The 18,220-nt window shown below is 66.2% G+C and carries 17 protein-coding genes and 5 pseudogenes; 13 read left to right on the forward strand and 9 right to left on the reverse strand.

What is annotated here, in order from left to right; all coding sequences use genetic code 11:
- Positions 1-17 precede the first annotated feature (17 nt).
- The 3 genes from O7605_RS24645 to O7605_RS24655 are packed head-to-tail and all read right to left on the reverse strand — an operon-like array spanning position 18 to position 2,229.
- Positions 18-971, reverse strand: coding sequence for a PDR/VanB family oxidoreductase (locus O7605_RS24645; RefSeq protein ID WP_269741358.1), 954 nt, complete (start codon positions 969-971; stop codon positions 18-20).
- Positions 968-1,189: a hypothetical protein gene (locus O7605_RS24650; RefSeq protein ID WP_269741359.1), complete on the reverse strand. Its 222-nt coding sequence runs from the start codon at positions 1,187-1,189 to the stop codon at positions 968-970. The genes O7605_RS24645 and O7605_RS24650 overlap by 4 nt, the downstream gene beginning before the upstream one ends.
- Positions 1,186-2,229, reverse strand: a complete 1,044-nt coding sequence (locus O7605_RS24655; protein ID WP_269741360.1) for an aromatic ring-hydroxylating dioxygenase subunit alpha — start codon at positions 2,227-2,229, stop codon at positions 1,186-1,188. Before O7605_RS24655 ends, O7605_RS24650 begins: the two co-directional genes overlap by 4 nt.
- Before the next feature lie 143 nt (positions 2,230-2,372).
- Here O7605_RS24655 and O7605_RS24660 point away from each other — a divergent pair, with 143 nt between their 5' ends.
- Both O7605_RS24660 and O7605_RS24665 read left to right on the forward strand, forming a co-directional pair.
- Positions 2,373-3,644: an MFS transporter gene (locus O7605_RS24660; protein ID WP_269741361.1), complete on the forward strand. Its 1,272-nt coding sequence runs from the start codon at positions 2,373-2,375 to the stop codon at positions 3,642-3,644.
- A 61-nt stretch (positions 3,645-3,705) separates the two neighbouring features.
- Positions 3,706-4,005: a hypothetical protein gene (locus tag O7605_RS24665; RefSeq protein WP_269741362.1), complete on the forward strand. Its 300-nt coding sequence runs from the start codon at positions 3,706-3,708 to the stop codon at positions 4,003-4,005.
- A 375-nt stretch (positions 4,006-4,380) separates the two neighbouring features.
- On the opposite strand, the pseudogene O7605_RS24670 reads toward O7605_RS24665, so the two are convergent.
- The 4 genes and pseudogenes from O7605_RS24670 to O7605_RS24685 all read right to left on the reverse strand — a co-directional run.
- Positions 4,381-5,370 (reverse strand): annotated as a pseudogene (locus O7605_RS24670) (DUF6119 family protein); the annotation flags it as partial.
- 72 nt (positions 5,371-5,442) lie between these two features.
- The gene (locus O7605_RS24675) at positions 5,443-6,762 is read right to left on the reverse strand and encodes an IS701 family transposase (RefSeq protein WP_443083905.1); all 1,320 of its coding nucleotides are present in this window, start codon (positions 6,760-6,762) and stop codon (positions 5,443-5,445) included.
- Positions 6,763-6,799: 37 nt separating this feature from the next.
- A complete protein-coding gene (locus tag O7605_RS24680) occupies positions 6,800-7,633 on the reverse strand; it encodes a DUF6119 family protein (protein WP_269741363.1) in 834 nt (277 codons plus the stop codon).
- A 198-nt stretch (positions 7,634-7,831) separates the two neighbouring features.
- Positions 7,832-8,250: pseudogene (locus tag O7605_RS24685) on the reverse strand (hypothetical protein); the annotation flags it as partial.
- Here O7605_RS24685 and O7605_RS32230 point away from each other — a divergent pair.
- From O7605_RS32230 to O7605_RS24705, 6 genes and pseudogenes are all read left to right on the forward strand, one after another.
- Positions 8,246-8,519, forward strand: a pseudogene (locus O7605_RS32230) (HAD family hydrolase); the annotation flags it as partial. The pseudogenes O7605_RS24685 and O7605_RS32230 sit on opposite strands and share 5 nt — an antisense overlap.
- A 10-nt stretch (positions 8,520-8,529) precedes the next feature.
- The gene (locus tag O7605_RS24690; RefSeq protein WP_269741364.1) at positions 8,530-9,990 is read left to right on the forward strand and encodes a pentapeptide repeat-containing protein; all 1,461 of its coding nucleotides are present in this window, start codon (positions 8,530-8,532) and stop codon (positions 9,988-9,990) included.
- A gap of 246 nt (positions 9,991-10,236) precedes the next feature.
- Complete coding sequence (locus O7605_RS24695; protein ID WP_269741365.1) at positions 10,237-11,388, forward strand: helix-turn-helix domain-containing protein; 1,152 nt, start codon at positions 10,237-10,239, stop codon at positions 11,386-11,388.
- A 474-nt stretch (positions 11,389-11,862) separates the two neighbouring features.
- Positions 11,863-12,210, forward strand: a pseudogene (locus O7605_RS31975) (hypothetical protein); the annotation flags it as partial.
- Positions 12,207-12,504 (forward strand): annotated as a pseudogene (locus O7605_RS31980) (hypothetical protein). The pseudogenes O7605_RS31975 and O7605_RS31980, both read left to right, overlap by 4 nt.
- Positions 12,505-12,651: 147 nt before the next feature.
- A complete protein-coding gene (locus O7605_RS24705) occupies positions 12,652-12,942 on the forward strand; it encodes a hypothetical protein (protein WP_269741367.1) in 291 nt (96 codons plus the stop codon).
- A gap of 19 nt (positions 12,943-12,961) precedes the next feature.
- On the opposite strand, the gene O7605_RS24710 is transcribed toward O7605_RS24705, so the two are convergent.
- The gene (locus O7605_RS24710; protein ID WP_269741368.1) at positions 12,962-13,711 is read right to left on the reverse strand and encodes a helix-turn-helix domain-containing protein; all 750 of its coding nucleotides are present in this window, start codon (positions 13,709-13,711) and stop codon (positions 12,962-12,964) included.
- Positions 13,712-13,861: 150 nt separating this feature from the next.
- Here O7605_RS24710 and O7605_RS24715 point away from each other — a divergent pair, with 150 nt between their 5' ends.
- Both O7605_RS24715 and O7605_RS24720 read left to right on the forward strand, forming a co-directional pair.
- Complete coding sequence (locus O7605_RS24715) at positions 13,862-14,032, forward strand: hypothetical protein (RefSeq protein ID WP_269741369.1); 171 nt, start codon at positions 13,862-13,864, stop codon at positions 14,030-14,032.
- Entirely contained in the window at positions 14,019-15,221 is a 1,203-nt protein-coding gene (locus O7605_RS24720) for a helix-turn-helix domain-containing protein (RefSeq protein WP_269741370.1), read from the forward strand. The genes O7605_RS24715 and O7605_RS24720 overlap by 14 nt, the downstream gene beginning before the upstream one ends.
- Before the next feature lie 239 nt (positions 15,222-15,460).
- On the opposite strand, the gene O7605_RS24725 is transcribed toward O7605_RS24720, so the two are convergent.
- Positions 15,461-15,637: a hypothetical protein gene (locus tag O7605_RS24725; protein ID WP_269741371.1), complete on the reverse strand. Its 177-nt coding sequence runs from the start codon at positions 15,635-15,637 to the stop codon at positions 15,461-15,463.
- A gap of 195 nt (positions 15,638-15,832) precedes the next feature.
- Here O7605_RS24725 and O7605_RS24730 point away from each other — a divergent pair, with 195 nt between their 5' ends.
- Genes O7605_RS24730 through O7605_RS24740 form a run of 3 tightly spaced genes read left to right on the forward strand, consistent with a single transcriptional unit; the run spans position 15,833 to position 18,179 of the window.
- Entirely contained in the window at positions 15,833-16,537 is a 705-nt protein-coding gene (locus tag O7605_RS24730) for a hypothetical protein (protein ID WP_269741372.1), read from the forward strand.
- Positions 16,534-17,694 carry a hypothetical protein gene (locus O7605_RS24735; protein WP_269741373.1) on the forward strand — a complete coding sequence of 387 codons (1,161 nt, stop codon included), beginning with the start codon at positions 16,534-16,536 and terminating at the stop codon, positions 17,692-17,694. Before O7605_RS24730 ends, O7605_RS24735 begins: the two co-directional genes overlap by 4 nt.
- The gene (locus O7605_RS24740) at positions 17,691-18,179 is read left to right on the forward strand and encodes an NUDIX domain-containing protein (protein ID WP_269741374.1); all 489 of its coding nucleotides are present in this window, start codon (positions 17,691-17,693) and stop codon (positions 18,177-18,179) included. The genes O7605_RS24735 and O7605_RS24740 overlap by 4 nt, the downstream gene beginning before the upstream one ends.
- Positions 18,180-18,220: the final 41 nt, after the last annotated feature.

Raw genomic sequence — 18,220 nt, forward strand, 5'->3', positions numbered from 1 at the left:
CGACCCCGGCCCGCCGGTCACAGCTCCAGCGTCAGCCGGGGCGTGACGGACCGGGACACACAGATCATCATGGTGTCGCCGACGGCCCGCTCGGCCTCGGTGAGCAGGCTGTCCCGGTGCTCCGGCACACCGTCCAACACCGGGGTCTCGCAGGTGCCGCAGGTACCTTCCCGGCACGAGGAGAGCACCTGCACACCGGCCGCCTCCACCGCTTCGAGGATCGACGTGCCCGGCGGCACGGTGAGCGTCCGGCCGCTGAGGGCGAGTTCCACCTCGACGGCGGCGTCCACGGCCTCGGTGGGGGCCAGCGGGGTGAAGCGCTCGACGTGCAGGGCCCCGGGAGGCCAGGTCCGGCAGCGTTGCTCCACCGCCGCGATCAACGCCTCCGGCCCACAGCAGTAGACGAGCCCGTCGGCCGGGCGTCCCAGCAGCTCGTCCAGGTCGAGCAGGCCGGTCTCGTCCTGCGGATACAGGCTCACCCGGTCGCCGTACTTCTCCCGCAGGGCGTCGGCGAAGGCCATCGTGGCGCGGCTGCGCCCGCCGTACACCAGTCGCCAGTCGGCTCCGGCGGCGTCGGCGGCGGCGACCATCGGCCTGATCGGGGTGATGCCGATGCCACCGGCGACGAACAGGTAGCGCGACGCCGCCACCAGCGGGAAGTTGTTCCGCGGCCCGCGCACCCGGACGGTCGCGCCCGGGGTGAGCCGCTCGTGCACGTGCCGTGAGCCCCCGCGCCCCGCCGGCTCCAACTGGACCGCGACCCGCAGGGTGGCCCGGTCCGCCGGGTCGCCGCAGAGCGAGTACTGGCGGACCAGCCCGGGCCCGAGTTCCAGGTCGAGGTGGGCACCCGGCGACCAGGCGGGCAGGTCACCGCCGTCGGGGCGACACAGGCCCAGCACGTCGACACCCACCGCCGCCCGGTCCCGCTCGGCCACCACCAGCTCCACGCCGTCCAGCTCGGCGGCGGTCATGCCGGCACCGCCGCCCGTGATGGGGTGGGTGGTGCCGGCACGACCATCTTCGGTTGATGGCCGTACGGGTGGGCGAGCAGCCACTCCCACAGCTCGACCGGTTCCTCGGCGACGCGCTCGGCACCGCAGTGGCAGATCCCACGCAGCGTGTCGGTGCCCGGCATCCAGTGGATCCGGTAGATCCGGTCGCCGGTGAGCATGCTGGCCGGCTCGGTCATCGGGGCGCCCCCACCGTCCCCGCCTCGACCATCCGCGCTATCAGCCGTCGGGCGGCGAGCCCGCCGGTGTCGATGTTGATGCTGAGTTCCTGGTACTTGTCCGGCTCGGAGGCGATCACCTGCTCCAGGATGTTCAGCGCCGTCACGTCCTGCATGACCACCGTGCGGTTGCTCTGGTGCAGGTACTCGCTCACCGACTCGTCGTCGATGGCGAAGTCCCGGGCCACCGCCCAGAAGTCGTAGGTGGTGTGCTCCGTCGACGGCGTGATGGCGTACACGATCTCGGCGTGGAAGGCGTCGCTGTCCTCGCCCTCGGCCGGCGGGTAGAGGCCCTGCGGCGCGATCCGGCTGTGCAGCAGGTACAGGCACGGCGGGTGGAACTCGATGTCCTGCCAGCGGGTGATCCGGCCCTGGATCCCTGTCGACTTGGCGTAGAACGGCGGGCACTCGGCGTCGTCCATGTGCCGGCTGACGTAGACGATGCCCCGCTCCTCGTCGACCTCGGTGGTGATCGGCGTGTTCGCCACCTCCGGCGTGCCGATGTAGCCGCCGTGCAGGTAGGTCTCGTGGGACAGGTCCATCAGGTTGTCCACCAGCAGGCTGTACCGCGCGTTCAGCGGCTCCATCCCGCGGACGACCGCGTACCGGGGGTCGTCCAGCCAGGGCGCGCGGGGAATCGTGGCCGGGTCCGCCCGGTCCCGGTCGCCGATCCACACCCAGATCAGCGAATCCTGCTCCACCAACGGGTACGCGGCGACCCGCGCGGTACGCGGGATGCGTTGCTGACCGGGGACGAAGACGCAGGTCCCGGTCTGGTCGTAGGTGAAGCCGTGGTAGCCGCAGACGATGGTGTCGCCGTCGAGCCGGCTCTCCGACAGCGGGTAGCGGCGGTGCACGCACCGGTCGGCGAGTGCGACGGCCTCCCCGGACTCGGTGCGGTAGAGGACCAGCGGCTCACCCAGCACGGTGCGGGCGAGCAGATCCCGTCCGACCTCGTTGCTGTAGGCCGTCACGTACCACTGGTTGCGGGCGAACGCCATGGTGACCCAACCTCTCTCGGGACGGGAGCGGGGTGCGGTCGGATGATCCCGTGATCCGACCGCTGATCGGCAGCGTCTATTTCACTCAGTGAAAGGCCGCGCGGCCTTTCGCCGGTCGCCGCGACGCTGCGATGATCGGCGGCGTGACGGGGGTCGAGGAACCAGTGCGTACGGATGCATCACCCCGCCCGGACGAGGGCGGGCTGGGAGGCCGGTTCTGGCGGCTGTGGTCGGCGTCGGCGGTGTCCAACCTGGCCGACGGGATCGTCAAGATCGCACTGCCGTTGGTTGCCGTCGGCTACACCCGCTCACCGCTGCTGGTGGCCGGGGTCGCCACCGCGTACAGCCTGCCCTGGCTGCTGTTCGCGCTGCCGGCCGGCGCCCTCGCCGACCGGCTCGACCGGCGGCGGGTGATGCTCGCCGCCAACGCCCTGCGCGCGGTTGTCGTCGGCGGGCTGGCGCTGGCGGTGGCCTTCGACGCCGGGTCGATCTGGCTGCTCTACCTGGTGGCGCTCGGCCTCGGCACCGCCGAGACCCTCTACGACACCTCCGCCCAGTCGATCCTGCCGCAGGTGGTCACCCGCGACCAGCTACCCCGGGCCAACGGCCGACTGGCCGCCGTGGAACTGGCCGCCAACCAGTTCGTCGGCCCGCCACTCGCCGGCTTCCTGGTCGCCGCCGGGGTGGCCCTGGCGCTCGCCGGGCCGGCGGTGCTGTGGGCGCTGGCCGTCGCCGCGCTGCTCCTGGTCGCCGGCCGGTTCCGGATCGAACGCGACACCCCGACCACGATGCGGGCCGACATCGCCGAAGGGCTGCGCTTCCTCTGGCGGCACCGGCTGCTGCGCACCCTGGCCACGATGGTCGGGACCAGCAACTTCATCACCAGCGGCATCTTCGCCGTGCTGGTGCTCTACGCGGTCGGCCCGGACTCGCCTATCGGCCTCACCGAACCCGGGTACGGCCTCCTGCTCACCACCATCGCCGCCGGCATCGTGCTCGGCTCGGTGGCCACCGCACGGATCGAACAACGGCTCGGGCGGTCCCGCACCCTCGCGCTCTCCGTGCTGGCGATGGCCGCCGTCGTCGGCGTACCGGCGCTGAGCACCAACCCGTACGTGATCGGTTTGGTCTTCTTCGTCGGCGGCGTCCTGCTCGCCACCTGGAACGTCATCACCATCTCGCTACGCCAACGCATCACCCCGGACCGGCTGCTCGGCCGAGTCAACAGCGGCTACCGGATGCTGGCCTGGGGAAGCATGCCGGCCGGCGCGCTGGTCGGCGGTCTGCTCGCCGAGGCGTTCGGCCTCCGCGCGGTCTTCGCCATCATGGGAGTGCTGACACTTACCCTGCTGCTCGGCATGTTCGTGGTCACCGACGCCAACATCGACGCTGCCGAACGCGGGGCCGCCACCTGATCGCGCCGGCACAGCCATCCTGGTCCTGCGTGGCATGACGATGTGATTGAGAGGCTCTCGGGTGTCGCTCACCGGCTGGTTGGCCTGTCCGCAGTGCGCCACGTGTATGGCGCTGGGCACCGCGTACCGGCTCGGGGACCAGCGGATCGGCTATTTCCAGGACGGTTACACCGCCAACTCCGACCAGCCGGAGCTGACCCGGGCGTTGTGGAAGTTCCTGGCCGACCACGCCACGCACCCCCTTCGGGTGCTGCTGCCGGACACACCGGGCTACGACGACCTAGACCAGTTCCGGGAAATCGGCGGCGATGAGCGGGGCGACGTTCCCTTCGCCGAGTACCTCGACGGGTGGCCCGGCTGAATTTAGGGCCCAACCACCTCACCGTCCGGCACGGCAACCAGTACAAGCGCCGGCCGTAGTCAGTGGCCCTGCGGATAGGTGTCGCCTCGAAGCGAACGGAGACGACAGAATAGGGAAGTAGCACGCCTAGCCAAAGCGCCACGCCCGCGGCCGCAAAGGGCGAAGACAACCAGCAGCGACGGCAGCCCAAGACGGAGCGCGACCTGTCATCTGGTGCCGGACCGTAAATCCATCGCGAAAGCTATAGAGGTTCGAATCCTCTATTCGTCACCAGGTGCACGAGCGGCCCCTGACCAGCAGGAAAGCCGGTCCGGGGCCGTTCTTGTTGGTCCCGTCGGGTCCCCTGACCCCCCAACGGTTAGGACTTACTCGTCTTTAGGTCTGGCTGGGCTTTGTGCCGGCTTCGGGCTTCCTTGGCGCGGGCGGTCGAGACGGTGAAACCTCGGCCTCCTCCACCGGCATCCCCTGAACGACGTCAGAGAGCTCCGGGCTTCCGGCAGCGTCGGTGATCTGGATCCGGCAGATCGCGGGACGCGCTCCGGTGCCGCGAACCCGCTTCACGAAGTCGCGTAGGTTTACCTTGCTGAAGCTCGGCAGCCCTAGCGGTACTGGCCGGTCTCTCTGAACGCCGATTGCGTAAACCACCACTTCGGGAGCTTTCTCGGCTACTTGCACGAAGGCTGGGTCAATGCCCTGCACGGCTCGAAGGAAGTTGTCGCGGTACACGGAGTCTCCTCGCAGGCTAAGCGCGGACACAAGACCCTGTGAAAAAAGGTGACTCAGTGTCTGGCTTTTCTTGTAATTCTTCACGTGGATCAAAAAGCCGTCGCAATGAAGCAGATCGCATGCTTCGATTTCATCGCCATCTTCCGACCGAATCTTGACCTTATCGAGGATGATGGTCGTATCCGAGTGGGCATCCTGGAAGTCGTCATTGTATGCACCCTCTGCTTTCCCGCTCTTCCATGGAGGCGGTTTGAGGGCATCTGTTAGGTCGTCGACTTTACTCAGGTCTTCATCGAGCTTGCGTGTGTATGCCTCATTTAAAGCAAACCATCGGCCGAGTGTGAGAATGAAGCGCCGATCTTCGTTGCCCGACTCGAATATTAGCCAGTGGCGTAGCGGCATGAATGGACTCTTGGCCTCGCCTTCGTTGTCGAACGCCATCAGCTTGATGTTGTCGAGGGATCGTGCCGTGAGTCGCCCCCTAAGCTCGTTGAGTGCAGCTCGTACACCTGCGATAGAAGGCTCCACCAGTAGCGTTGTTCGTTCTCCTCTGTAGAGGCGGATCTCGTCTATCTCGTCTGTGGTCAGAGTGTCGGGGAAAGAGAACTCCAGTAGATGGTCCTGCAAGTTGCTCAACTCGTCGTCAAACTCAGCAAATCCATGGACGCCTCCGAAAAGTGCTTGTGCTAGTACGGCAGCCGCCGTTCGGGATCATGGCTGGAGTTCGAGGTTGAGGCGTCGGGTGTAGTGGGCTTGGCGGGCTCGGGCTTGATGGCGGCGGCGCCAGTCTGACCAGCGCAGACGGTGGGCGAGGTCGCGGATCGGGCGGAGTACGAGGGTGTTGATCAGCCGGCGGGTCTCGTTGACGGTCAGCTTGATCAGACCGGTGTCGGTGGAATCATCGTCGGCTTCGGCGGCGCAGATCGCCAAGACGGCGAGGGCGGCCAGGGCGAGGGTGGTGAAGCGGTGCCAGGAGTCCCAGCGGCGGACTTGGTGTTGGTCGAGGCCGACCTGGCCCTTGGCGGCTTGGAAGCTTTCCTCGACCGTCCAGCGGATGCCGGCGACCCTCACGAGCTGGGCGAGGGTGGCCGGTCTGGGTGTCCAGCAGCGGTAGAAGGCCAGTTCACCGGTGGTGGTGTTGCGGCGGATCAGGAGGCTGTGGTGGCCGCCGTCGTCGGGGTCGGCGTCGGTGCAGACGTCGTCGAGCCAGGCCCAGTCGTAGAAACGCGGGCCCTTGGATCCGGCGCCAGCGCTGCGGCGCTGCCACGCCGAGGCCGGCAGGCCGGCGGCGACCCGGTCAGCCCGCACCCGAGTCTTCCCGCCGTCGAGAGGGACCAGGTGGCTGCGGGACACGGCCAGGACGTAGCCCAGGTGGTGTTCACGCAGGCGAGCACGGAAGACACTGCTGTTGCCGTAGGCCTCGTCCGCAGCCGCCCACCCAGCGGGGACGCCGGCGTCGAGGGCAGCGGTGATCATGTCGGCGGCCAGCTCGGACTTCGTGGCGAAGACGACCTCGTCGGGAACTCCGGCGGCCTGGCATCTGTCCCGGTCATCGGTCCACGACACCGGCAGGTAGACCCGGCGGTCGATCAGTGTGTGCCCATGCCGGCTGGCGTAGCCACAGAACACCCCTACCTGCGCGTTCTCGATCCGGCCGGCGGTGCCGGTGTACTGGCGTTGCACCCCAACCGTATGCGTGCCCTTCTTCAGATCCCCGGTCTCGTCAACGACCAGCACCGCGTCCGAGTCACCGAACCGGGCCACGACCACGTCACGCAGATCGTCGCGGACGGCGTCGGCATCCCACACCGCCCGATACAACAACCTCTGCATCGCGTCCGGCCGGGCATGCCCGGCCTGCTCCGCCAACTGCCAGCACGTCTTGACCTCGATATCCGCCAGCAGCCCGGTCACGAACGCCGCCGCAGCCCGCCGCGGCTCGACCCGCCCGAACCGACCCGCGAACGCATCACACACCCCGGCCAGAACCCGCCGCCACCGGGCAGGGTTTACGCTGTGGCACGCGGCCACCGCCAGATCTGAAGTTATGTCCACAGCAGACAGACGATCACGCGGTGGCCGCACCTCGTCTACCCGGCCCCACCAGCGACATCTCAAACGGCGGCTGCCGTACTAGATGACGATCAAGCTGGGCCGTCTGCTCGCTCTTGACTCGGAGTGGCTCTAGGGAGTCAACGAATTTCAGTCCCTCGGTGGCTGTGCCGGCCTCAATTTCGTCGAGCATCCGGCTAAGTGTTCCTTGTATCTTTACAAGGTCGGTGCGTGCACGAAAGGATATGGCATCGGTTGCGGCTACCGCATCGACGTCGGCGAACTCAGCCCCGTTGCTCTCGTCTAGTGTTCCCGCTAATCGTCGAACAAATTCGCCTTCCAGTGCTCCGACATCAAGATCCTTCAGGTCGCCTCCGAGGGGTAGTTGCACAGCTTGTGCACGATTCGACGCGCCTACTCTTCTGCTGCGGAATTCGCGGAGCGACTTAGGGCTCATGCGTCGAGCTGCGAACCGGAGGCCGAAATTCGCCTCGATTGCGCTCCACTCCAAGGCTGAGCTTCCATAACCAAAGCACACGGCGAACCATCGGTTCTGAACCGGAAGAAAGATGACGAATCGATTCGACAGATTCTGCGCCTGGGAGAGTGCGGGGAAGATGGGTAAGAGGGCTTTCGCCCACGGGGGAACCTTTTGTTTTGGAGTGCTGAAATAGCCAACTGTTCCCCGTGGTGCTCCACCAATTGGCTGCATGGGCAACATCGGTGTCTTGCCACCTTTGCGGTATGGAGCGCGTAGGGCGGCCTCGATCGTGGGCAGACCCTCACGTAACAGGTAGCAGTTGAAGCGGAGCTTGGGAGGGGCAGCGGCGGGCGTGGCTTCTGACTCCATGAACAGGTGGTACCACGGTACGTGATCGTGGCGGAATGAGTGGTTTGGTGGATTGAGGTGACTTCAGGTTGCTGCGGTGGGTCCGCACGTCGTCTCGTAGCTACCCCTCTAGCTCGCTTCATTGCCACTTTCAGTCGAGTCGGCTACCGGGCGAAGGTAGGAACCACAGGCCAACCTTGGTCCTACCTCCGCCTGGCATCACTTAACACCGATTTGCGCCCGGGGTGGATCTTCTAGATTGAGGAGGGCGGCGGCTGGTGTCGGAAACCCGTCACTCGCCTGCGCCAAGGCGGCCTCAATCCTTCTTCGCGCGGCCGTCTCTTGGCCGTAGACGCACTTGGCGTTAACCCGCATGAGGACGTGGACGCTGTGCCCGGCCCATTGGGCGACCTGGGTAGCGGGTACCCCAGCATTGAGCCAGAGCGACACGGCGGCGTGCCGCAGGTCGTACGTCACCGGGCCAGCGGTGAGCGTTGCTGGGCCGGCGTGAGCACCCTTGCCCGCGCTTTTCGCCAAACCTTCCCATAGGTGTTGTTCGAGATCGGTTGGCCGGCGGTTGGCACGTACCGCCCGCCGAGGCCGCGCCGGGTGACGAACAGCTTGCCGTTCGATCTCGGTCGGGCCTATGCAGAGCCGGACCGTATGAAGCCGACCCTGCAAGCCGTGCGCGCCCTCGGCGAATCGCCCGGCTCGGTGCGTGTTAGACGGCGACTCCCTTACGGACATCGAGGCGGCGCGGGCCGCCGGGACCGCGCGGTGATCGGGTACGTGAGCCGCCCGCCGAAGGTAGAGGCGTTCCGGGCGGCTGGAGCTGGCGTTGGTGATTACCAGCATGGATGTTCTTGCGTCTGCCCTGCTGGATGTTGAGTTGGACGGGATGCGGTAGAAGGTTGGGAGTGGAGCTGCCTGCCGCTCAACCGTCCACCCGTCCCGATCTGAGTATCAAGGTCGGTCCCGCCCCCGCTGTTGACAGCACAGTGCCAGTGCTCCGGTTGTGGAGTATCCGTCGCTCGATCGTCTTAGTTGTTGTCGCCGCTCTCCTGGCGGTTGGTGTCGTGGTTGCCGGCGCGCTCTGGGCCGCCGGCTGGCCCAGCGTCAAGGTGGACGCGCATGTTCCGCCATCAACGCTGTTCGATCTACTCAAGCTTGTTTTCGCCGTTGTAGCGGGTATCGGCGGTGTTGCCGCCCTGGTGGTTGCTTACCGTCGCCAGCGCGTGGCCGAACATACGAACCGTCTTGCTGAATTTGCCCATCAATTGGCGTATGCGGCTGACTTGCGTGCTGAAGTAGCTAAGGCCCTCGCTGAAGCAGCCGATGAGAGGGCGAAGGTAGAGGCCGAACGAAATGGCGTTCGGCTTTTCAATGAGCGTTTCGCTAAAGCGTCCGAACAAATAGGTTCGGATAAAGCAGCTGTCCGTCTGGCGGGTGTATACGCCATGGCTGGTCTTGCAGACGATTGGGAAGAAGGAAGGCAAACGTGCATCGATGTTCTTTGCGCCTACCTTCGCATGCCTTATGTGCCGCCTCCGTCTGACAGCAAGAAAGATGTCGGTCGAGGCAATAAGCGCCGATCGGGAAGGCAGGAAGTGCGCGATGCTCTTGAGGAGAGGGAGGTGAGGCGGACCGTCATTGAACTGGTGAGGAACCACCTAGCCCGTCCTCAAGCATCCTCGGAGTTCGAGCCATGGGGCGCAGACAACCCTTACATCGACGCTGCTTCTCTCCGCGGGTCCGAGTTGGCAGCCCGCTGGACGCCCGAGAGGTGGCAATCATGGCAGGGGTACAACTTTAACTTCGACGGGGCCGTTTTTGACGGGGTTGACTTCACGGGAATACTCCAATCTGGAGGACAATTCTCGTTTCGGAACGCGAAGTTCCTGGAAGGAAGTACCTCCTTTGCCGGTTCCGTCTTTGGCGGGTACGTCTCGTTTGTTGGGGCTCAGTTTAGCGGCGGGAAAGTTAGCTTCGAACATGTAAAGTTCGGCGGAGAGGCAAGTTTCCGGGGCGCAGCCTTCGCGGGTGGTGAAGTCAGCTTTTCTCACGCGAAGTTCTCTGGTGCGGTTGGTTTCGACGAGGCCGTCGTCAGTAGTGGCAGGGTGTTCTTTGATACTGCCGTCTTCGACTATGGCTCTGTTCTGTTTACCGAAACCAAGTTTGAAGGAGGTGCCGTATTTTTCGATGGAGCGTGGTTCGGGCGCTTAGTCAACGTCACTTTGGACGAAGCGTTGTTCATGGGCGGCGTCGTTTCGCTTCGCTGGCCGCTGGTCGAGCAGGGTGCCTGGTTACACCTACCTCCGCTCGCTGAGCTGCCTGGGGTAGTTACGGAGATCTCGGTACGCGAGCAAACGGCTACTTGATGCGTGGCCCGGCAGGCGTTACCTGGGCCGATTACGCTGCCTGCGTCATCTACGTGTCGCTGAGGATGCGCAGGTGCCCATCACTCCTGGTCAGGGGCTTGAGCATGGCTGACTGTAAGCCGCTGTCATTCAGGGGTACCGTCGGTGATGGCGTGGTTGCCGGTTGTCGTGCTGGCTGCCTGCCGCATTTGATCGTTGGTCGAGAGGATCGTTGTGCCTCGCCGAGCCATACCTGCTGATCCGTCGGTGGGTGAGCGCATCCGGGCCCGGCGCGAGTTGCGGGGTTGGAGCATCCGGTACGCCGCGAGTCGCGCGGGTATCTCGCATACGACGTGGTCACGGATCGAGCGCGGTGTGCAGCGCACGGACCGGTACATGGTGGTCGATCTGGCCGCAGCCCTGGAGTGTTCGGTCTTCGACCTCACCGGGCAGCCGTACACGCCTGCTGATCGGCAGCTTGATGGCGCGCGTATCGACGCCGAGCGGGTGTGGCGGGCGATGATGGCGCATCCGTTCGATGGTCCGCCGATCGTTGGGGTCGCCACTGTGGAGCAGGTGGCTCGGGAGTCCGCGCTGGTGCGGGATCTGTACGGCCGGTGCGACTACGCCGGGACGCTGCGCCGGCTGGCGGATCTCGTGCCGGCCCTGCACGGCGTGACTGATCAGCGGTCGGCGTACCGGTTGATGGTGCCGGTGTACGGGGTGGCGATGGGTTCGTTGCTGAACGTTGGTTACTCGGCCCACGCCTGGTTGGCGGCGGAGCGTTCGGCCGAGGCTGCGCACCTGCTTGATGATCCGGTTGCGGTGGGGGTGGCGGCGGCGAATCGGGCGCGGGTGTCGGCATACACCGGCGCGTACGGCCCGGCCCGGGCGTACTGCGATCGGGCCGGTGCGGACCTGGCGGGCAGCAGCGCGGATACCGCGTTGGATGTGCTCGGGTTCCTGCACCTGGCCCGCGCGCATCACCTCGCCGGCATGAAGGATCAGGCCGCCGCCCAGGATCACCTCGACGAGGCGGCGCGGATCGCCGCGCACACCGGGGAGACGACGAGCTGGGACCTGTTGTGGGGTCCGAGCAACGTGGCGTTGTGGCGGATGGCCTACCTGCTCGACACCGGACGTCCGCAAGAGGCGGTACTGGCGGCTGCCGGCGTGGCGGTCGGGGAGTTGCCGGCGGTGCGGCAGGTGTACTACTGGCTGGACATGGCCCGTGCGATGGTGGCGGCTGAGCGGGAACGGGACGCGGTGCGGATGCTGCTGGCGGCCGAGCGGGTCGGCCCGCAGCACACGCGGTCATCGACGGCGGCGCGAGAAGTCGCCCGTGGACTGCTGCGCCGAGGGCTTGTCTCCACCGAACTGCGGGGCCTCTGCGAGCGCATGGGAGTCACCAGCCAGTAGTGGTGCGTAGGTGTGCCATCACGCACCGTGCCGTCCATAGCGTTCCGATCAGGACACGACGGCAGGAAGGCCCCGCTGCGCCGGCTGTGTCCGTCGGGTGGCGGCATCAACCCGAGCGCGACGCCTGACAAAGTCGTGCTGCCGTCGCCACCCGCCAACCCGCGACGAGGGAGGCGGAACCTGTGGCGATCCGGTCCGAGCTGCGCGACATCATGCGGTGGCTTCTTCGGCGGGCGGACTCGCCTCCGCCGCCTGGGACTGGCCAGCGCCACCAAGCCGCCGAGCAGGCAGCGGCACAGCAGCGGTTGCTCGACCAGGCTCAGCACCTGCGGGACACGCAGTGGCACCGAGAGCCGATCCAAACAATGCCGTACGCGCCGACGATGCGGGATCAACGCACGACATGGCGCCACCGGTGAACCCAGCGCGGGCAGGTGCTCCTGACATGTCGCCTCCGAGCAGGCGACGCGTCTCGTACGACGAGTACCTGTCGGCCACCGCGTTGACCTTCGCCCGACGGCATCGGCCGGTCTGGTCCTGGCAGCTCTGGCGGCGCGTCTGTCGCTGCGGAGCCGACCTGCCGTGTCGTGCCCGGCATCGCATCCCCATCAACCGGGGTCACTGGCCGCAGGAGAGTGAGCAGTGATCGTCGGTCCGGAGCAGACGATCCTCGCTGTGCATGTCCGAGGGCTCGACGGGATGTGTGTCGGCTGTCGGGCGTGGTGGTCACGGCTGGCCCCGTACCCCTGCTGGCAGGTGGATTGGGCGACAAGCCGGCAGGCGCGTGCGAGCGTCGCCCGGTTCCTGGGCGGTGTGCGGTGACCACGCACGGGCCGGTGTTGCCGATCTGGAGCTGCGGCGGCTGTGACCTGCCGTGGCCGTGTCCGACCCGACGGCGGGAGCTACGCGCGGAGTACGCGGATGCGCCGGTGTCGCTGGCCCTCTACCTGGGCGGCTATCTCGTGCAGGCGGCCGAGGACATGCCCTGGGCACCAGCCGGAGCGCTACACCGCCGCTTCATGGGGTGGACCAGGCACCCGCGGGAAGTGCAGCGGCGAAGTCACAGCGAACATGCCGACAGAACTACGCAGACACGAACGTCATCAGGCCGGATGACGTCGGATGGCACCTGATCCGACCAGCCCTGAACGACGACAACCAGCAGCACCAAGAAACAGCAGGTCAGTCGCTACACCCGGGGGTTGGTCTGGCGAGCGGCGGACGAGTCGACCTGTGGACAGGATGCAGCTACTGTCTGCTGCCGTGGAGTTTGCTGCGGGCGTCCCTAGCCGGTGGATCGTGACCCTGCGGTCTGGTGGGGTCTTGGAACTGGCGGCAGACGCCTACAGCGAAGAGGACAACCATTTGCTCTTCAACATCTTGGTTGACGCAGAAGCTGATGAGCAGGCTCAGATGGTGGTCGACTGGCGGATATCGAACCAGCCGCGGCGGGTCGGCATGGTGGTGGCCAAGGTGCCGGTAGCCGAAGTCGCCGACCTCTACACCGCTCCGTCATGGTTCGATGACGGCAGCAGCGTCCGCACGACCATGTGAATCCTGGACCAGCAGCGCACTACGTTGCCGTCGTGTTGTACCGGTCGAGTGTGGCCTTGGAGGTTGAGGCGTCGCGGAAGATGAGTTCCCACGGACCGGTGTTCACGTCCATGTCCTTGCCGAACCCGACCCACTTTCCGGCCATCCGCCGACCGGTGGGTTCGGCCAGGAGTTGGATCGCGCCGTGATAGCGGGCGCCCCGGTAGTAGCCGGCTGGGTTGGTCTGCTCCACCCAGGTGCCGGTGATGACGGAGCCGTCCACAGTCAGGTCCATGGACAGAGATGAAGCTGCCGAGCCGGGCAGGCTTCGTGCGGTCAGCCGGTCGCCGTGCTGAAGCACCACGACAAAGTGCTGCCCTGCGAACGAGTCCCCCCGGCCGCTTGAGTAGTACTGGTACCGGCTGAGCCAGACCCCCTCGTATGACTTGTGGGCGGTGGTCGGCCGTGAGGTCGGCGTCGGTGTGGCCAGGCTGGACATGGGAGATGTCAGGTCGTGGCCGCCGTGTTGGTCGTCGGCGACCTGCCTGCCGGGGACCGAGGCGAAGCCCAGCAGCGAGATGGGTAGGCCGGTGACGACCTCCAGCGCGCGGGCGTAGACGGGTCTGGGCGCGGCGATCGCGCCGGACTCCCATCGTTGGACGAGCCTCTTGTTGGCGTCGTTGGGCTCGCCGACGCGATGGCCGGCGGCCTGGAGCGCGCGGGCGAAGTCGTCCTGGCTCATCCGCATTCCGATGCGGATGGTTCGCAGGGCGGTGTTGGGGGCGTTCATGACCGACACGATAGCGCTGTGTCGCCTTAATGTCGCCACCAATGTGGCCTAGTTGTCGGGCTTTGTGCCGTCGCGCTCGGTGACATCAGGACGTCACTGTGGACCTGCGCCGGCAGGTTTGCCGCCGCAGGTCTGCCGATGGAGGTGGGGATGCAGGGTGACGGCGACGAGTCAGGGGTAAGCCGGGGCGAGCAGATCCAGGCAGCCGAGCGGGAAGCGGCCAAGCGGCGGCTTCTCGCCGAGGCTGAGGCGGAGCGGATCCCGGCGGAGGAGATCACCCGGGCGATACCGGACCGGCGGTGGCGTCGTGGAGGGCGTTGAGCTGTTGCCGGTTGGGCGGCGGGTGGCGTACTGGCGGGGGCGGCGGAAGCTGTCGCAGCAGATGTTCGCCGACCGGCTCGGCAAGTCGAAGAGCTGGGTCGACAAGGTTGAGCGCGGAGTCCGGTCGCTGGACAGGCTCTCCACTCTCCAGGAGATCGCCCACGTGCTACGTATCGATACCGCCGCCCTGCTCGGCGGGAACACCGCGCCGGCCGACGCGACGCGTCGCACCGAGGGTGTCGACCGGATCAGGGCTGCGTTGTCCCGGTACGAGATTCCGTTGGGCATGCCGGCGGGCCTGCGGCCGGTGTTACCGGCGGACCAGATGCTGCGGGAGGTGGGGCACGCGTGGACGACCTTTCAGTACGCCCGCTACCAGCAGGTGATCGACATGGCACCGGACCTGCTCACCAATGCACAGCGCACCTACGCCCAAGCCCCGGTCACGGGTCGAACGCCGCTGGTGGAGGCGTACCGGATCACGGCCGCCCTACTGGTCAAGCTCGGCGAGGCCGAGCTGGCCTGGCTGGCCACCGACCGGGCGATGCTCGCTGCCACAGGTGACCCGGAACTGGTGGCAGCCGCCGCCGTTCAACTCGGTCAGGTGCTGCGGATGTCGGGGCGTACGCGGGCGGCGAAATCGGTGATGCTCGCCGCCGCGTACCGGATCGCCCCACCCGTGATCGAGAGTGGCACACCGGCGGAGCTGTCCCTGTGCGGAACCCTGCTCATCCAGGCCGCGCTGGCAGCCGCACAGCACGGAAACGAGCCGGCTGCCACCGAGCTGATCGACGAGGCCGCCAGCATGGCCGAACGGGTCGGCGACGGGCACGACCATCACCACACCGGGTTCGGACCCACAGCCGTCGCCCTGGCGCGTTCCGCCGCAGCCGTCGAATCCGGCGACGCCCGTGCTGCGATCGCCTGGCACCAGAAGGCCACCAAGCGACCCGGATGGGAGTGGCTACCCCCAGAACACCGCGCCGCGCACCTGCTCGACGTCGCCCGCGCCCACCTCCACGCCGACGAGGCGACACATGCCGCCCGGGTGCTTATCGAAGCCGAACGCACCGCACCGGCAGAGATCCGTCACCGGCCCGCAGCCCGCGATCTACTCGCCGAGATCGCCCATGACCCGCGCGCCCCAACCATGGTCACGCAACTCGCCGTGGCCCTCGGGGTGGGCTGACCAGTGACGGCACCATTCCTGTCCCTCGGCCAGGTCCGTAACCGACTGATCCTCATCGCAGGGCCGACAGGGTGGGACAGGGGTTGAGACTCGGGGATTGCGGCTCGACGGGGGCCAGACGAATCCCGGTCGAGTTGCCGAACGGCTGCTCCACCGAGGTGTGGGGTCGGCGGCCGACGGGTTGGCGGCGCGCTGGTGAGCGCGATGACCGGAGGTGGGACAGCCGCCGTGCATTTCGGCTATGCGTTGGGCGACCCGCTCCGCCGGTGCCTGAGGACGAAATCAGCTACCACAACAGGGATTACCGCCACCGCACCAACCAGGATCTTAAGGCCGAGGGACGCGTCCCAGGCGAAGCCCAAGACTACGAGGGCGAGCAGGATTAGGAGGTAGACGACCTTCAGGTAGCGCGGCATGACCGTCACCGTAGCGCGGCGAAGTGCACTGACCGCAGAACCGCCCTCGATCGCGATAGTCTTCCGTCGGCATTTGTCGTCTCTGCGGAGCCGTTTCCCTGATGCCACGTCTGACGCGATAATGCGCAGCACGTGACCCTGGGGAGGTGGCGATCACCCGTGCCTACTCACGAACGCCGCGATCGTCTGCGCCAGGTGATCAAGCAGGCGCTGACGCCCAAGAATGCGGAGGCTCGCACCACACCGCCAGCGCGGACGCGACCCGGGGGCATCGACGTAGAGACCGCCCGCAAGATGTTGTTGACCGACTTCGAGCAGGCGTTCATCCTGCACAACGACTACAAGGACGCCGAAAGGGATCTCTACAAGCTCAGTCTCCGCATCCTGGCTTTTCCGGTGCTGGTCGCTGGTGCCCTGGTGTCCGCGAAATTGATCTCTTCGGTGGGCCAGGTCGGCACGGTGTTGCGGCTACCGATCATCTATGCGGCGGCAGTGGTAGCCGGGGTGTTGAACACGATCGTCCTGCGGGCCTATGTCGTCACCGATCGGGTGCAGACCGAAGCGAAACACCAGGTAAACCGGCTGCGAAGCCTGTACCTGCACGCGCTTGCCGCGGAGTTTCCCGAAGGCTGGAAACCGGTGTGGGGGTCGACCAACCCATACCTGGAGAGTCGGCGCAAGCTGAAGGCCGCAGCACTCACTTCAGTGGTGATCGGATCGCTCAACGCCGCGTACGTCGCTGTCGGCGCCGACCGTCTCATCACGTATGGAACAGACATCTCCTGGACGCCTCTGCTGTCAGCGGTGCTCGCGCTGATCTACTTCCTCTTGCAGATGGAGTTCACGTGGGAGGTACTGCGGAGGGCGCAACGGAAGCGGTCAGTGGGAGCGGGCGGGTGAGGCGTTTCTCTGCGGGTACTGACCCCGCCGGCTACGACTTCCGGGCGACGGTCGAACTTCTCGCCCAATACGGTCGCCCGATCTTGATGGCCATTAGCCAGCTACGCACTATGGATTTCACGTTTCCCCGGATGTCCCGGCTGTATCAGGATGCCCTTGATCCAGAGTTGCTGTTCCGGCAAACGATGCCGGCGGCGGCGGTTGGTGCGCGGATCGGTGCCGATCCAGGGGTGTTGGCCGAGTACCTGAAGATCTACGCACTGGGTCAGACCCTCATCCTCAACAACATGGATCGCCACCTCGACCTTTCGGCTTCCTACAGCATCCGCGACCCGGCCTTGCTGCTTGCCGACGTCAACTCGACAATGTGCCTTTCGGTGACCAGCCTGCTGACGATGGTCCACGAGGCGTCCCTCACACCAGCAGGCGTTCGGGCGCTACCGGTGATGGCCGGGGTGACGGCGGAGATCGTGCAGTCCATGTACGACAACTACGCCGTCCGCTTCGACCAGGCACCGCTCGAAGACGGCGAGAGCCTCGTCAACTGGTATCGGATGGATGTCAGGTCTCGACACCTCGGCTCTGGCTTCTACTCGTCTGGCCTACTCGGACTGCTTGCCTTTCTCGGGGAGCCTGTGCCGGACGGGTTGGCCGACGAGCTCCGCGACATGCGCCGGTTGAGACAGCGGGTGGACGAACTGGCAGACCTGTTCGAGGACACTGTCACTGGGCTGGTGAGCTACCCGGTCGCCAAGGGGCTCGCTGAGCCGATGATCAAGGCGGACCTGCGCCGTTTGATCAGCAGGCTTTGGACCCGGGCGCAGGAGGTCATCGACAGTCATGGCAGGGATGCTGGTGTGCTCAACCGTGCGCTGGCCGGCGATCCTGAGCTGAACGAGACGCACAGCGCCATGTTGGAGATGCTGGTGTCGGGTGGCATCATGCGGGAGTGCTACCGGGAGGCCGATGCCCTTTGGCGTGAGATCGCGCTCGGCCTGGACGTTCTGGATCCGCGGTTCGGTGAGCCGCTCATGGCGATCATCGATCTCAAGCGAGCGCTGCTCGACCGCTTGGCGATGAATGGCTGGCACGACGACCCACCTCCGCACACGTTTCAGGACATAATCGAGGCAGCGGGATTGGAAGCGACGACATGACGAGTGCCGAGAGCCGGCTCGAAAACTCCGCCAAGGCTGTCATCCTCGACGGCGACAGGGTGCTCCTGCTCAAGTATGTGGACCGCAAGATGGGGCTCGGGGTCTGGTACTCGCTGCCCGGCGGTCGGCAGCAGTACGGCGAGACGCTTACCGAGACGTTGGTGCGTGAATGCCAGGAGGAGATCGGTGCGGACGTGACGCCAGGGCGCCTGCTCTTCGTTCGTGAGTACATCCACGCACGCCACGAACTGGCAGGGAAAGGGCGCGATCAACATAAGATCGAGTTCTACTTTCTGGCGGAACTCAAGTCGGAGCTGTCCGCCGATTACCTGGCCGCAGACGATGTCTCCGACGAGGGCCAGCAGGGCATGCGCTGGTGCAACCTCGTCGACCTGCGGCAGCTCAACATCTTTCCCACCGGTCTTCGTACGCTGGAGGACGTGGTGAACGCCAGCACGGACACCTACTGGGGCGACACGTACTGACGGAAGATCTCCAGGTCGCCGGAGAAGGTGTCTGTGCCGGG

Source organism: Verrucosispora sp. WMMA2121 (assembly GCF_027460185.1).
GTDB lineage: Bacteria > Actinomycetota > Actinomycetes > Mycobacteriales > Micromonosporaceae > Micromonospora > Micromonospora palythoicola.

What these genes read in the sequence shown, in the direction of transcription:
- O7605_RS24645 (WP_269741358.1), bottom strand. Translation starts at nt 971, where the DNA reads ATGACCGCCGCCGAGCTGGACGGCGTGGAGCTGGTGGTGGCCGAGCGG.
- O7605_RS24650 (WP_269741359.1), bottom strand. Translation starts at nt 1,189, where the DNA reads ATGACCGAGCCGGCCAGCATGCTCACCGGCGACCGGATCTACCGGATC.
- O7605_RS24655 (WP_269741360.1), bottom strand. Translation starts at nt 2,229, where the DNA reads ATGGCGTTCGCCCGCAACCAGTGGTACGTGACGGCCTACAGCAACGAG.
- O7605_RS24680 (WP_269741363.1), bottom strand. Translation starts at nt 7,633, where the DNA reads ATGGAGTCAGAAGCCACGCCCGCCGCTGCCCCTCCCAAGCTCCGCTTC.
- O7605_RS24710 (WP_269741368.1), bottom strand. Translation starts at nt 13,711, where the DNA reads ATGAACGCCCCCAACACCGCCCTGCGAACCATCCGCATCGGAATGCGG.
- O7605_RS24715 (WP_269741369.1), top strand. Translation starts at nt 13,862, where the DNA reads ATGCAGGGTGACGGCGACGAGTCAGGGGTAAGCCGGGGCGAGCAGATC.
- O7605_RS24725 (WP_269741371.1), bottom strand. Translation starts at nt 15,637, where the DNA reads ATGCCGCGCTACCTGAAGGTCGTCTACCTCCTAATCCTGCTCGCCCTC.
- O7605_RS24740 (WP_269741374.1), top strand. Translation starts at nt 17,691, where the DNA reads ATGACGAGTGCCGAGAGCCGGCTCGAAAACTCCGCCAAGGCTGTCATC.